General features: G+C 72.3%; 11 protein-coding genes and 2 pseudogenes. 5 read left to right on the top strand and 8 right to left on the bottom strand.

Annotation, left to right across the window (positions count from 1 at the left end):
• The first annotated feature begins 59 nt into the window (after positions 1 to 59).
• Entirely contained in the window at positions 60 to 1,268 is a 1,209-nt protein-coding gene (locus tag ACFYYH_RS20345; protein WP_388552666.1) for a type ISP restriction/modification enzyme, read from the top strand.
• A 171-nt stretch (positions 1,269 to 1,439) separates the two neighbouring features.
• Here the strand turns inward: ACFYYH_RS20345 and ACFYYH_RS20350 are convergent, their stop codons facing one another.
• On the bottom strand, positions 1,440 to 2,162 hold the full coding sequence (locus ACFYYH_RS20350) for a TetR/AcrR family transcriptional regulator (protein ID WP_388552670.1): 723 nt from the start codon (positions 2,160 to 2,162) through the stop codon (positions 1,440 to 1,442).
• 63 nt (positions 2,163 to 2,225) lie between these two features.
• Between ACFYYH_RS20350 and ACFYYH_RS20355 the strand changes: the two genes are divergently transcribed.
• The gene (locus ACFYYH_RS20355) at positions 2,226 to 3,218 is read left to right on the top strand and encodes an ATP-binding cassette domain-containing protein (RefSeq protein ID WP_388552673.1); all 993 of its coding nucleotides are present in this window, start codon (positions 2,226 to 2,228) and stop codon (positions 3,216 to 3,218) included.
• A complete protein-coding gene (locus tag ACFYYH_RS20360) occupies positions 3,215 to 3,997 on the top strand; it encodes an ABC transporter permease (protein ID WP_388552676.1) in 783 nt (260 codons plus the stop codon). Before ACFYYH_RS20355 ends, ACFYYH_RS20360 begins: the two co-directional genes overlap by 4 nt.
• 360 nt (positions 3,998 to 4,357) lie before the next feature.
• On the opposite strand, the gene ACFYYH_RS20365 is transcribed toward ACFYYH_RS20360, so the two are convergent.
• Both ACFYYH_RS20365 and ACFYYH_RS20370 read right to left on the bottom strand, forming a co-directional pair.
• Positions 4,358 to 4,621 (bottom strand): hypothetical protein, encoded by a 264-nt coding sequence (locus ACFYYH_RS20365; RefSeq protein ID WP_388552679.1) that lies wholly within the window; start codon positions 4,619 to 4,621, stop codon positions 4,358 to 4,360.
• A 286-nt stretch (positions 4,622 to 4,907) separates the two neighbouring features.
• Positions 4,908 to 5,717, bottom strand: a complete 810-nt coding sequence (locus ACFYYH_RS20370; protein ID WP_388552682.1) for an SGNH/GDSL hydrolase family protein — start codon at positions 5,715 to 5,717, stop codon at positions 4,908 to 4,910.
• Positions 5,718 to 5,978: 261 nt separating this feature from the next.
• On the opposite strand from ACFYYH_RS20370, the pseudogene ACFYYH_RS20375 reads away from it, so the two are divergent.
• Together ACFYYH_RS20375 and ACFYYH_RS20380 are read left to right on the top strand one after the other, a co-directional pair.
• Positions 5,979 to 6,410 (top strand): annotated as a pseudogene (locus tag ACFYYH_RS20375) (hypothetical protein); the annotation flags it as partial.
• Between the two features lie 140 nt (positions 6,411 to 6,550).
• Positions 6,551 to 7,660: a DUF5925 domain-containing protein gene (locus ACFYYH_RS20380; RefSeq protein ID WP_388552685.1), complete on the top strand. Its 1,110-nt coding sequence runs from the start codon at positions 6,551 to 6,553 to the stop codon at positions 7,658 to 7,660.
• A gap of 120 nt (positions 7,661 to 7,780) precedes the next feature.
• Here the strand turns inward: ACFYYH_RS20380 and ACFYYH_RS20385 are convergent, their stop codons facing one another.
• The 5 genes and pseudogenes from ACFYYH_RS20385 to ACFYYH_RS20405 all read right to left on the bottom strand — a co-directional run bounded on the left by ACFYYH_RS20385 (position 7,781) and on the right by ACFYYH_RS20405 (position 12,919).
• The gene (locus tag ACFYYH_RS20385) at positions 7,781 to 8,155 is read right to left on the bottom strand and encodes a GntR family transcriptional regulator (RefSeq protein WP_388552687.1); all 375 of its coding nucleotides are present in this window, start codon (positions 8,153 to 8,155) and stop codon (positions 7,781 to 7,783) included.
• Positions 8,156 to 8,324: 169 nt separating this feature from the next.
• A pseudogene (locus ACFYYH_RS20390) lies at positions 8,325 to 9,476 on the bottom strand (methyltransferase domain-containing protein); the annotation flags it as partial.
• A 203-nt stretch (positions 9,477 to 9,679) separates the two neighbouring features.
• The gene (locus ACFYYH_RS20395) at positions 9,680 to 10,261 is read right to left on the bottom strand and encodes a hypothetical protein (RefSeq protein WP_388552690.1); all 582 of its coding nucleotides are present in this window, start codon (positions 10,259 to 10,261) and stop codon (positions 9,680 to 9,682) included.
• Between the two features lie 43 nt (positions 10,262 to 10,304).
• On the bottom strand, positions 10,305 to 11,177 hold the full coding sequence (locus ACFYYH_RS20400; RefSeq protein WP_388552870.1) for a tyrosine-type recombinase/integrase: 873 nt from the start codon (positions 11,175 to 11,177) through the stop codon (positions 10,305 to 10,307).
• Positions 11,178 to 11,416: 239 nt separating this feature from the next.
• Positions 11,417 to 12,919 carry a tripartite tricarboxylate transporter permease gene (locus tag ACFYYH_RS20405; RefSeq protein WP_388552692.1) on the bottom strand — a complete coding sequence of 501 codons (1,503 nt, stop codon included), beginning with the start codon at positions 12,917 to 12,919 and terminating at the stop codon, positions 11,417 to 11,419.

Consider the following 12,919-nt stretch of genomic DNA (forward strand, 5'->3'; position numbering starts at 1 on the left):
CCGGCGGGACGTTCACGGCACGCCCGGGAGCGCACAGACCGACGGGAGGGGCGGTCCGCATGACGGCGACGCGGTCCGGAACGACGGACGGGAGCCCGCTGCTGGGGGATCTCCTGCCGTGGTCGACGGCTCCGCTGCGGCTCGGCAGGGACTGGATCCTGGCCCCGGACCGGCCGTCCCTCACCGCCCGCTGGGACCGGCTCGTGGCGGCCGGGGGCGCGGAGCGCGAGAGGCTGTTCGGGCCGAGCCGGGCCCGTACCCCGCACAGCGCGGTCGCCGCGCTGCCGGGCGGAGCCACCGGCACGGGCCGGTTCGTACGGGAGTCGGGGCGCTGTCCGGCGCCGCGCCGGGTGCTGCACGGGCCGTTCGACGAGCAGTGGCTGATCCCGGACCACCGGCTGATCGACGCGGCACGCCCCGAGCTGTGGCGGGTCGCCGACGGGCGGCAGCTCTTCGCCGTGGAGCAGGGGTACGTGCCCCAGGCCGGGGGTCCCGCGCTGCTGGTGAGCGCGCTGCTCCCGGACGGGCGGTCACCGGCGGGCCGGCCGGGGCGTATCCGGCCGCTCTACCGCCGCCCCGGCGGCGCCGAGCCCAATGTCACCCCCGGGCTGCTCGCCCTGCTCTCGGCACGTCACGGCCACGAGGTCACCGCCGAGGAGCTGCTGGCCTGGGCCGTGGCCGCCGCCGTCCCCTCCCCCGAGGGCTGCGCGGTGCCGCTGACCGCCGATCCCGCCGTGTGGGCCGCCGGGACCGAGCTGGGACGGCGGATGACCGAGGTCCAGCTCCGGGGGGCGCGCGGCGGTGAACGGCCCCGGCTGCCCGGCGGCCGGCGCCCCTATGTGCGCGCCGCGGTCCCCGGCCGGCCGGAGACGCTGAGCCACGACCCGCAGGACGAGGTGCTCCATCTCGGTACGGGCCGGATCTCCCCCGTACCGGCCGGGGCCTGGGACTTCGCGGTGGGCGGCGTACGGGTGCTGGAGCTGTGGTTCGAGCGCCGTACCGCGCCCGCCGGCCCCGGCACCCTGGAGGCGGTCCGCCCGGCGGTCTGGCCCCAGGAGTGGACGTCCGAACTGCTGGAGCTGATCACGGTCCTGGCGCTCCTCGCGGAACTCCGGCCGCGCCAGGAGGAGTTGCGGGGAGGACCGGAGATCGGCCGGGAGGAGCTGCGCGCCGCGGGCATCCTCCCGGTCCCGGCGGCGGCCCGGCGGCCCGCCTCCGTGCTGGACCACCACGAGGAGGGCCCGGAAGGCCAGTTCGCCCTGATCTGACCCACCCCTCCCGGGCGCGGTGCCCGCCCGGGGCCCGGGGGCGCTCTCCCGCCCTCGGTCCTGGCCCGGTCTCGGCGCCGCCTCAACGCCGTCTCGGCGCCGCTTCAACGCCGTCTCGGCGCCAGTCCCAGCGCGATCCGCCCGGCGGCCGGGTGGAACGCCGTCTCGGCGTCATCCGCCCGGCGGCCGGGTGAACGAGTCCAGGACCCGGCCGAGCGCCCGTTCGAAGACGGCGTCCAGGTCGATGGGGCCCGAGTCCTCCGTGAAGGCCGCCGCGAGCCGGGGATAGCGCCCCGAGGCGATCTCACGCCCCAGATAGGCGATACGGACGGCCTGTTCACGCTCCTCGGACCAGGGCAGCGAGCGGGTGCGCTCGGCCGTGGAGAGTTCATTGGCGACATAGGTGGTGACCACGCCGTTGACCATGGCCACCAGCTCCATCTTCTCGCCGTAGGACAGATCGAGCCCGTCCAGACAGCCGAGGCTGTATTCGAGATAGCGCATCGCGTTCGGACTGAAGCCGTAGACCGGCGACATCAGCCGGGGCATCCAGGGATGGCGGTGCATGATCGCCCGTGCCTGGTGCGCCAGATCGGTGAGGTCCGCGCGCCAGTCGCCCGACGGCCGTTCGGGCAGTTCGTACTCCGCGCCGACCGCGTCGACCATCAGCTCGTAGAGATCCTCCTTGCGCGGCACATAGTTGTAGAGCGACATGGTGCCGCAGCCCAGCTCACCGGCCACCTGCCGCATGGTGACGGCGTCGATGCCGTCCGCGTCGGCGATACGGACCGCCGCCGCCGCGATGTCGGCGCGGCTGTAGGCCGGCCGGGGGCCGCGCCCCGCGCGCTCGGGACGGGCCCAGATCACCTCGGGTTCAGCAGGTCGCCCCGCCATCGATCATCACCTCGCCCCCCATCGTAGTTACGTACGTCGTACGTAGTGAGGTACGGTGGCGCCATGACAACTACGTACGCTGTACTTAGTGAAGGTCTGGAGAAGCGGTTCGACGCCGGCCGGGTCCCCGCCCTGCGCGGGCTGGATCTCGCGGTCGCCGAGGGCACCGTCTGCGGGGTGCTCGGACCGAACGGGGCGGGCAAGACCACCGCCGTACGGATCCTGACCACCCTCATCGCGCCCGACGCGGGCACCGCCCGGGTCGCCGGACACGATGTGCTCCGCGATCCGGGCGCGGTACGCCGGGCGATCGGGGTCACCGGCCAGCACGCCTCCGTGGACGGCGAGTTGACCGGCCGGGAGAATCTCGCGCTCTTCGCGCGACTGCTCGGGATCAGGGGCGCCGCCGGCCGGGCCCGCGCCGATGAGCTGCTGGAGCGGTTCGAGCTGACGGAGGCCGCCGACCGGGTGGTGCGGACCTACTCGGGCGGCATGCGACGGCGGCTGGACCTGGCCGCCGGTCTGCTGACCCGCCCCCGGGTGCTCTTTCTGGACGAGCCGACCACCGGGCTCGATCCGCACAGCAGGAACCGGATCTGGGCCGCCGTACGCGAACTCGCCGCCCGGGGCACCACCGTCCTGCTGACCACCCAGTATCTGGAGGAGGCGGATCAACTCGCCGACGACATCGTGCTGATGGACCGGGGCCGGGCCGCCCACCGCGGCACCCCGGCCGGGCTGAAGGCGCTGATCGGCTCGTACGCGGAGGTGGTGCTCGCCGAGGAGGGGACGGCGGGGGCCGCCGAGACGGCGCTGATCGCGGCGGCCGGTGTGCTCGACCGGCTGACCGGCGCGGAGCCGGTGCTCGACCGGGAGCGCCGTACCGCGGGAGCCGTGACGACGGACCCCGCGCTGACCCTGCCCCGGCTCGTCAGGGAACTGGACGCGGCGGGCGTGCCGGTGATCGACGCGAGTCTGCGGCCGCCGACGCTCGACGAGGTCTTCCTGCGGCTGACCGGCCGCGCACCGTCCCCCCGGAAGGAGTACGCCGCATGAGCACGGTCGTATACGAGAGCGGCGCCGTCCTCGGACGTCATCTCCGGCGGATCAGACACGCGCCGGGTGTGGTGGTCCTCACCCAGAGCATGCCCGTCACCATGCTGCTGTTCTTCGGCTATGTCTTCGGCAGCGCGCTGGCCGTGCCCGGCGAGGAGTACCGCGACTTCCTGGTGCCCGGTCTGCTCGCCTCGACGGCCGCGGGCGGCATCATGACCGGGATGTTCCAGGCGGCGCAGGACGTCCAGCGCGGGATCATGGACCGATTCAGGACAATGCCGATGAGCAGGCTCGCCGTACCGCTCGGCCAGACCGGGGCGGATCTGCTCACGACGGCGGTCTCCACGGTGCCCCTGATGCTCGTGGGGCTCGCGGTGGGCTGGCGGATCGAGGGCTCGGTCCCCGGGGTGGTGGGCGCCTTCGGGCTGCTGCTGCTCTTCCGCTTCGCGGCCAACTGGCTCGGCACCTGGCTCGGGCTGCTCATCCGCAACGAGGAGGCGGCCGGTCAACTGGGCACCGCGACCTTCGTCCTGCCCTTGCTCTCCAACGCGTACATCCCGACGGACGGGATGCCGGACTGGCTGCGCACGGTCGCCGAGTGGAACCCGATCAGCGCGCTCGCGGCGGCCGTCCGCGAACTCGGCGGCGGTACCGCACCGGCCGTGGACGCCGCCTGGCCGGTGGCACATCCGGTGGCCGGATCCGTGCTCTGGTCGTCGGCGTTGCTCATACTCTTCGTACCGCTCGCCGTACGGCGGTACGCCAGGAGCCAGGAGTGAACCGGGTCCGGGGCGGCGGGCCGTGACCGGTGACGGGGAGGGGACACCGGAGGGGCCGCCGCGGAACGGACGAGCGGCGATCTGGACGGAATCGAGCGGGGACCGACGGGATCGGGCGGGGGTCGAGGCGGGCTTGAGCCGGACATGAGCGGCGGTCGAGCGGGAACCGGGTGGGAGTTCCGCGCTCGGGAGGCCGCCGACGCGGTGCCGCGGGCCGTGGGGACGACGGACGGGCGGAGAGCGGCACCGCACCGGGGACACAGGACCGCCCGAGCGCGCTCAGGACCGTCGGAGGGTCCGGAGGGTCCGGGGCGGGAACACCGGGCCGGGTGACGCCCGGGGACCGGCTCGCCGGCCGGGTCAGTGGCGGCTGCCGAACAGCGAGCGGCGCAGCCGTCGCAGCGGCGCGAAGAGCGAGACCCGCGCACTCCTCCTCGTATGTGTCCCGGAGGCGTCCCGCGAGGTCAGTTCGCGCATCAGCAGGGTCGCCTCGGCCGTCTCCCCCTGCGGGACGGCGGGGCCGCCGAGCACGGAGAGATGGCGGTCGAGGCGCGAACTGGTCGCGCTGCTCCCGCAGGTGATCGCAGGGACTCGCGCCCTGTTGTGTACCGTTATCTGCTTCATTTCACTCCCCACCCTGACGAGGGCACCCGACCCGGGCAGGTTAACCCTATCGCCCCCTCCCGACACTCGTGTATCCCGTCTTCGCGAGGAACCACACTCGTACGGGGATTGACAGCCATGGCTCGATCCATCTTATTTCAGGGCGAGTTGGACAGTTCGCCACTACCGCCCCCATGCAACCGACCACGCAACCGGCCACGGGACCGGCACGGGACCAGTGCGGGACCGGCAGCGGCTCCGGAGGTCCCGGGCAGGCGTCCCGGACCCGGCGCCGGTCCCGTACGCGTCAGGCGGCGGAGGCGAAGACCGGCAAATAGCCGCCCGACTGACCGGCCGCGGTCGGATGGTACGACTCGCCGATGTTCAGCCAGTTGACGCTGTGCAGCCAGGCCGAACCGGAGCAGATCTCATGTCCGGTGAAGGCTCCGGCGACATCGGCGAAGGCGAAGCCGTGGTCGGCGGCCCGCTTGGAGGTCACCAGGTTGAGATGGTCGGCCGCGGCGTTGATCGCGGCCCGCTCGTTCTCGGTCAGCCCCACGACGCAGTTGCCGTTGAGCTGGTAGAAGCGCGGGTAGCCCAGGACGACCACCCGGGCCGAGGGTGCCTTCGCTCTGATCGCCGAGTACACCGAGTCGAGGTTTCCCGGCAGGGTGCCGTCGACGAAACTCCGCGCCTGCGCCACGCGGTTGACGCAGGTCGCCTCCGACTGGAGGACACAGGTCGTCATCACATCGGCGAATCCGGCGTCGTTGCCGCCGATGCTGATGCTGACGAGATCGGTGGCCGTGGTGAGCGGGCCGAGCTGACCGGCGGTCACATCACCCGTACGGGCTCCGGAACACGCGGTGAACGCGAAGGTCGAGGGGGAGTTCGCGGCCGCCCAGAGAGCCGGATAGGCCCTGGGGGTGCGCTTGCAGTTGCCGCTGGAGCTGTCGTAGCCGCCGGCTCCGAGGCCGGAGGAGTACGAGTCCCCCAGTGCCACGTAGTCGACCGCGGCGACCGGCTCCGCGGCCTGGACCGAGGCCGCTCCGGTGAGAGCGAGCACCGCGCCCAGGAGGAGCGAGGACGAGAGTGCCGTGATACGGGACAGTTTCATATGACCTCTCCTAAGCAGGATTTCTGCCTCGACTGTCGTACCAGGCACCCCAGTTGACTGGAAGTGTTCATGCCAAAAACATTTCGTCGGGGTTTCCGGAAGCGGCAGCGGACCCACCCCCGGCCCGGCCGAACGCGACTCCGGAAGGCTCGCGACGGGCATCGGCCGCGACCGGCGACACGCGTCCGCCGGGCTGTGCGGAGACGGACGCGTCCGGAGACGGAGCTGTGCATCCGGCTCACCCGGGCCGTGCCGGAGGGCGACCTGCGGCTCGACGACGAGATCCGGCGCTGCCGGGAGACCACCGCCGAGGAGCTGGGCACGGCGCCCGGTTCGTTCGCCCATCCGTACGGCTACTCCAGCCGGCGGGTACGGCGCGCGGTCCGCGCGGCGGGGTTCGCCCGGTCGGTGGCGGTGGGCGACGCGCCGGGCCGCCGGGGCCGGGGCCCGTACGCGCCGGAGCGGGTCACCGTACGGCGTACCCCCGGGACCGAGGAGTTCGGGCGGCCGGCCGAGGGGCGGGCGGTCGGCCGAGGGGCGGGCGGTCGGCCGAGGGGCGGGCGGTCGGCCGAGGGGCGGGCGGTCGGCCGTACGTGCGCCGCCGACCGGATGCTGGCCAAGGGATACGCCCTGGTGCGCCGCGCCCGCCGGGCGGGCGCGCTGGGCCGTACGGTCACCGCCGGCCCGCCGTGACCCGACCGGATCAACTGCCCCCTGCCGTCCTGGCCGTACGGGAACCGTCGGCCGGGACCGGGCCCGGCACATCCGGCGCGGCCCGCCGCCGGAGTCAAAACACCGTGCATCGGCCGTCCCCGTGCCGGATCATGGGCGGCATGTCTGCCAAGCCTCAGGACGCACTGCCGATCCGGCTCACCGTCGACGACAGCGACTCGCCGTCGGACGTGGTCGACGCGCTGTTCCTCGGCCGCTTCGCGACGGGCGAGCAGCCGTACTCGCACAGCTCGACGATCGACCGGGTCAGGTCGGGCGTCACTCTGCTGCCGCCCGGCGCCGCCGTGCTGCGCTCGGCGCGTGACGACGACCGCAGCGCGACGCTCGCCGAGGGCGACGGGTGGACCCTGCTCGTCTCCCGCTGGAACCGGGGCGCGGACGTCACCGTCACGGCCGTCAGCCGGGAACTCGCCGAGAAGATCCATCAGCAGGCCACCGACGGCGCGCAGGACGAGCCGGAACCGCAGCCCGAGAATGTGACGATGGGCTTCTGGTACGTGTCGCCCCGGCGCGGTCCGCACCGCACCACCCGGCAGATCGCCGCGGGCACCTGGGACGAGGTCAGGCCCAACTACACCGCGCCGGTGGCGGAGGCGATGGACCGGCTGATGAAGGTGACCCCGGACGACATCGCGGGCCGGCTGCTCCTGCTGCACGGCCCGCCCGGCACCGGCAAGACCTCGGCGCTGCGCACGCTGGCCCGCTCCTGGCGCGACTGGTGCCAGGTCGACTGCGTACTGGACCCGGAGCGGCTCTTCAACGACGTCGGCTATCTGATGGACATCGCGATCGGCGAGGACGACGGCTCGGCCAAGGGCCGGTGGCGGCTGCTGCTCCTGGAGGACTGCGACGAGCTGATCCGGGGCGAGGCCAAGCACACGGCGGGCCAGGCGCTGTCACGGCTGCTGAATCTCACCGACGGCCTGCTGGGACAGGGCAGGAACGTTCTGGTGGGGGTGACGACCAACGAGGACCTGGAGCGGCTGCACCCCGCCGTGGTCCGGCCGGGGCGCTGTCTGGCCAGGATCGAGGTCGGCTCGCTGACCCGGTCGGAGGCGCTGTCCTGGCTCAGCAGGGAGGACGGCGACTGGGAGGCGTCGGTCGGCCGCGAGGGCGCGACACTCGCCGAGCTGTACGCGCTGCGCCGGGGCAGCGGGCCCGCCTCGGTCCCGGCACAGCAGGCGGGCTCCGACGCGGGGCTCTATCTCTGACGGCCCGACGGACGGCCGACGGCCGACGGTCTGCGGTTCGCGGTCTGCGGTCCGCCGGGTGGTCCCCCGGGGCGGTGGTCCCCCCGGGCGGTGGTCCCCGGGCGGTGGTCCCCGGGCGGATCACTCCGGGTAGACGGCCCGTACCGCGTCCTCGGCGGCGGCCAGCGCGGCCGCCCGGTCCAGTCCCAGGCGCCGCGCCCGCTCCGCGTACGCCAGCGCGGCGCTCGCGGCCTCGCGCTCGGCGGCGTCACCCGCGGCGGCGACGAAGGTGCCGTTCCTGCCGCGCGTCTCGATCACCCCGTCGGACTCCAGCGCGCGATAGGCCTTGGCGACGGTGTTGGCGGCCAGTCCCAGTTCCCCGGCGAGCCCCCGTACGGTCGGGAGCCGGTATCCCACGGGCAGCACGCCGGAGCGGGCCAGCGCCGAGATCTGGGTACGGAGCTGCTCGTACGGAGCGGTCGCGGCGGCCGGGTCGATCACGATCTTCAGGGTCACGGACCGATTCTCCCCCACCGGGACACGCCGGACCGGAGAGAGCCGGAACGGAACCCCGGAGAGAACGGGACCCCGGAGCGGGGCCGATGCCGGCCATCAGCCGGTGGTTCGGTTACGAGGTCCGCGCGTCGGAGGTGCGTCATGTCCGCTCCCCCGGCCGGGGCGGCGTCCGTCCCGCCCGGCCCCGGGTCGCGGGCAGCGTGACCACGCGGTCGGCGCCGCCCGGGACATGGCCGACCGGATCGCCGTCCTCGTGCCAGTGGATGACGAAGCGTTCGCCCGCGCGGTAGGCGTCGAGACCGGCCCGGCAGTAGGCGACGATGTCGTCGGGGAGAGCGGACAGCGGGTGCCAGGAGAGTCCCGAGCACTTGTGCGGCTCGCGGTTGTACGGCACCCGGCCGGGCCGGCCGCCTCCGGAGCCGTCCTCGGCAGGCTCGTCCGCCTCGGCAGGCTCGTCCGCCTCCGCCTCGAAGAACCAGCCGATCCGGGCGTTGCCACCCGGTCCGCGGTGCTGCATGACCAGCGCGACCCGCAGTTCGTCGGGGGCCAGCTCGACGCCGATCTCCTCGTAGGTCTCGCGGATCATGGCCGTACGGACGTCCTCGCCGTCCTCCACATGCCCCGAGGGGCCGTTCAGCAGGCCGTCGCCGTATCCCGTGCCGGAGCGGCGGGCGAGCAGCACCTCGTCCCCCCTGCGCAGGATCAGATGGACATCGACCACCTCCCTGTGGCGCCGGGGCCCGGCCGACCGCGCGATCAGCGCGTACCGCTCGTCGTCGACGGGGCGGCCCCAGAGAGCGGGGTCGGCGGAGAGTCTCTCGTGGTGGACGCGCTCGGTGAGCGGGGCGAGGGCGTCGATGAGCCGGGACGCCGGCAGACCCGTGCCGGACCAGACACCCTCGATCAGCACGAGCCACCCGCCCGGCCTCAGCAGCGAGGCCCAGTGGCGGAGCGTCCGCTCGGGGTCCGGGAGCGTCCACAGCACATGGCGGGCGAGCACCACGTCGAAACTCCGTCCCGCCACCGGCGGCCGGTCCGCGTCCCCCACGAGCACCTCGGCGTCGGTGCCCGCCAGCTTCTCCCGGGCCAGCTCGGCCATGCGCGGCGAGAGGTCGACGGCCGTCACCCGGTGGCCCCGCTCGGCGGCGAGCAGGGCCAGACTGCCCGTACCGCAGCCGAGATCCAGCACCCGGGACGGCTCGGCCGGCAGCCAGTACGCCATCCGGCCCGCCCAGGCCGCGCGGACGGCGGGGTCCCGCAGCCCGTGGTCGGGCTCCTGGTCGAAGGAGTCGGCGGAGGCATCCCAGTCGGTCGTGGTCATGGTCCTTTTCCGGACTACGCGCACCACACCAGTAAGGCTTCGAGGTCGCGGTAGGAGCGGGCTTCCAAAGGAATATTGTAGCGTACGGTCCAAAACGGCTAAGGCCGTGCCATGGCCCGACCGAGGACGTTCGACGAGGAAGGCGCCCTGGATGCGGCGAGGTACTCGATTCCGAGCGACAGATACCGATGCCACAAGCCGGATCAGAACGGTTCGAAGCTTGGCTTGACCGGACCAATCTCTCCGCGCTCTGCCAGCTCGTTCAGGTCTTCCGGCTCAAGGAACTCCAAGGCCGCAGGGTCCATCCCATGGTGCGGTTCCACATCGCGCAGTTGCTGGACGAAGGAAAGCACAAAGTGGGTGAACGATCCGTCGAAGACTTGGGGGTCCGTCCCATTGATGTTGGTGACCACCTTCCAACGGTCCGGGTCCGGGTCGCACGGCCAGAAGAAGTGCTCATCGCCGGAGTAGTCGTATCCCCAGGAGATGAGCCCGCCCGGCTCGGGGTGGAAGCGGAAGGGGTACTCGTCCGGGTTGCGTCGCCACGACTGCCCGAACGACTCGCTGATCCGTTGCATCCGCGCGAGCAGCGGACTGGACCCTCGGGGGTGGAAGACCACCAGCTCTTCGCAGATCACTCCGGTGCCATAGGTGTCAAGGAACTTCTTGAAGTCGCCGGGCAGCGCAGAACCGACGTAGTCCTCGACCTCGGTCCAGTCGTCGGGGGACAGCTCTCGGGCTGCCGACGGGCCGAACAACTGCACCAGCTCGTCCAATGCGGTCATACGCCCCACCTGCTTGTTCGTCCGTTGTCGGCGGCAAACCTAGTCATTCCCGGTTGCGCCGATCAAGGGTGGAGTCCGTGGGCTCACGGTACTCGTCCTGTGGTCGATCAGCCCGGCGCCGGTCGAGGAAGCCGCGGTAGGTCCGCACGAGGTCGTCCTGGAAGACCGCGAGGTATGCCTGAGTGGTGGTCAGAGTCTTCTGTCCGAGGATGCGGGCGGCGATGTGGACGGGCAGCCCACCGGTGACGGCCTCGGTGGTGAACATCCTGCGGACGTCGTGCCGCGTGCAGTTCAGCGGCTGACCTGCCTGGTCGCGCAGGTCGGTAACCTCCAGCGTCCGGTCGAGCCTGTGCTTGACCGCGGCCTCACTCATGACCTGCGGCTGCCAATAGCGCCGCCGCTGGAAGAGGTGGGGCAGCAGCGGACCGGTAACGCGCTCGTGGGAGTCGTAGCGGGCAACGAGCGGGATCTTGCCGCCGTTGGCGTCACGAAGGTGCTTGACGATGGTGGCCAGGACACTGGCGAGCTGAGGGCTGACCAGCAGGAGCCGTTCCTCGTTGCTCTTGGACGGAACGCTCTGAAGGAGCGGAACGACTTCTCCGGCCTCGGGCAGCCGGTAGGAGACGAGCGTTAGATGCGTCAGTTCAGTCAGTTCCTCGGCTCGCACTCCGGTGTGCCGTAGGGTCTCGATGACCGCCCAGGACCCGGCGTCGTCCTCCACGAGGCTCTGATTGATCCGGCGGACGGTGGCACCGACCGGCCTGATGTAAACATGCGGCGATCCACGGTCCAGCCGGCTGGGAACCTGGTTCACCTTCAGCAGCTCCCGCAGACAACTCGTCCCGTCATGCTCGAAGATCCCGTTGACCGGGGTGGCGCGAGCGGCCTCCAGCAGGGCGGCGGCCTCACGGTGCATTCGCCCCACAGCGCCAGGGAACTGCTGCGAGGCGTCGGCGATGGTGCCAGCCACCACTGACAACGCCGCGCGAGCCGGATGCGCCGCCCCTGGGACGGGGCGGCGCATCCGGCTCAAACCAGCGTCCGGCCCGGACCAACCTCCGGCTTGGACCAGCCTCCGGCTTGGACCAGCCTCCGGCTCGGACCGCGTGTCTTGGCCGGGCTCACCCGGACGGGCCGGTCAGGCGGGTACGCGGGTCACACCGACGCGGAACGGCGGCGGCGCGCGAGGATCAGCTTCCGCACCCCCGGCCAGATCAGCAGCAGCACGATCACGGCGTACACCGTCACCGAGAAGGGCGTGTTGACCAGCCCGCCCACACTGCCGTCGCTGATCTGGAGGGCGCGCCGCAACTGCTGTTCGGCGGCCGGGCCCAGGATGACCCCGATCACGGCCGGCAGCACCGGCAGTCCGTACCGCCGCATGCCGAACCCGATCAGACCGATGATCAGCAGGATCACCAGGTCCAGCGCCTCCCCGCCGACCGCGTACGCGCCGACGGCCGCGAAGAACAGGATTCCCGCGTAGAGATACGGCCGCGGGATGCGCAGCAGCTTCGCCCAGACCGGCGCGAGCGGCAGATTGAGCGCGAGCAGCAGCACCATGCCGACGAAGAGCGAGGCGATCAGGCCCCAGACCAGGTCGGGTTCGCGTTCGAAGAGCAGCGGTCCCGGCTGGATGCCGTACTGCTGGAAGGCGGCCAGCATCACGGCGGCGACGGCCGTGGTGGGCAGTCCGAGGGTCAGCATCGAGACCAGCGTCCCGGCCGCCGAGGCGGAGGCCGCCGACTCGGGCCCGGCCACGCCCTCGATGGCGCCCTTGCCGAACTCGTCCTTGTGCCGGGAGAGCCGCTTCTCGGTGACGTACGAGAGGAAGGTGGGGATCTCCGCGCCGCCGGCCGGGATGGCGCCGAACGGGAAGCCGATGAGCGGGCCGCGCAGCCAGGGCCGCCAGGTGCGCCGGATGTCCTTCTTGCCGAGCCAGGGGCGGCCGACCGGGATCGCCTGTCCGGTGGAGCGGCGCAGATGGGCGGCGACCCAGAGTGCCTCGCCGATCGCGAAGAGACCGACCGCGACGATCACCACGTCGATGCCGTCGGCGAGTTGGAGCACGCCGAAGGTCAGCCGCTGCTGGCCGGTCATCTGGTCGAGGCCGACGAGCCCGAGGGTGAGACCGATGAGCAGGGAGGCGAGACCGCGGATACGGGACGAGCCGAGGACGGAGGTGACGGCGATGAACGCCAGCACCATGATCGCGAAGTAGTCGGGGGCTCCGATGTCCACGGCGAGCGACGCCACGGTCGGGGCGAGGACCACCAGCAGGATCGTGCCGATCATGCCGCCGGCGAAGTGCCCGCCCGCGGCGGCGGCCAGCGCCTGGGCACCGCGCCCGGCCTTGGCCATCGGGTTGCCCTCGATCGCGGCCACGACGGCCGCGCTCTCGCCCGGGGTGTTGAGCAGGATGGAGGTGGTGGAGCCGCCGAACATCGCGCCGTAGTAGATACCGGCGAACATGATGAACGCGCCGGTCGGATCGAGTCCGTAGGTCACCGGGAGCAGCAGCGCGACCGCCATGGCGGGGCCGATGCCGGGCAGTACCCCGATCGCCGTGCCGAGCAGCACACCGATCGCGGCCCAGAGCAGATTCATCGGCGTGAGCGCCGTACCGAAGCCGTCCAGCAGGGAGTTGAGGGAGTCCAT

It is taken from the genome of Streptomyces sp. NPDC002018 (assembly GCF_042890865.1).
Classification (GTDB): Bacteria; Actinomycetota; Actinomycetes; order Streptomycetales; family Streptomycetaceae; genus Streptomyces.

Bases quoted from the DNA above. Each gene is read 5' to 3' on its own strand.
- ACFYYH_RS20345 (WP_388552666.1), top strand. From the start codon at position 60: ATGACGGCGACGCGGTCCGGAACGACGGACGGGAGCCCGCTGCTGGGG.
- ACFYYH_RS20350 (WP_388552670.1), bottom strand. From the start codon at position 2,162: ATGGCGGGGCGACCTGCTGAACCCGAGGTGATCTGGGCCCGTCCCGAG.
- ACFYYH_RS20355 (WP_388552673.1), top strand. From the start codon at position 2,226: ATGACAACTACGTACGCTGTACTTAGTGAAGGTCTGGAGAAGCGGTTC.
- ACFYYH_RS20360 (WP_388552676.1), top strand. From the start codon at position 3,215: ATGAGCACGGTCGTATACGAGAGCGGCGCCGTCCTCGGACGTCATCTC.
- ACFYYH_RS20365 (WP_388552679.1), bottom strand. From the start codon at position 4,621: ATGAAGCAGATAACGGTACACAACAGGGCGCGAGTCCCTGCGATCACC.
- ACFYYH_RS20370 (WP_388552682.1), bottom strand. From the start codon at position 5,717: ATGAAACTGTCCCGTATCACGGCACTCTCGTCCTCGCTCCTCCTGGGC.
- ACFYYH_RS20380 (WP_388552685.1), top strand. From the start codon at position 6,551: ATGTCTGCCAAGCCTCAGGACGCACTGCCGATCCGGCTCACCGTCGAC.
- ACFYYH_RS20395 (WP_388552690.1), bottom strand. From the start codon at position 10,261: ATGACCGCATTGGACGAGCTGGTGCAGTTGTTCGGCCCGTCGGCAGCC.
- ACFYYH_RS20400 (WP_388552870.1), bottom strand. From the start codon at position 11,177: ATGCACCGTGAGGCCGCCGCCCTGCTGGAGGCCGCTCGCGCCACCCCG.
- ACFYYH_RS20405 (WP_388552692.1), bottom strand. From the start codon at position 12,919: ATGGACTCCCTCAACTCCCTGCTGGACGGCTTCGGTACGGCGCTCACG.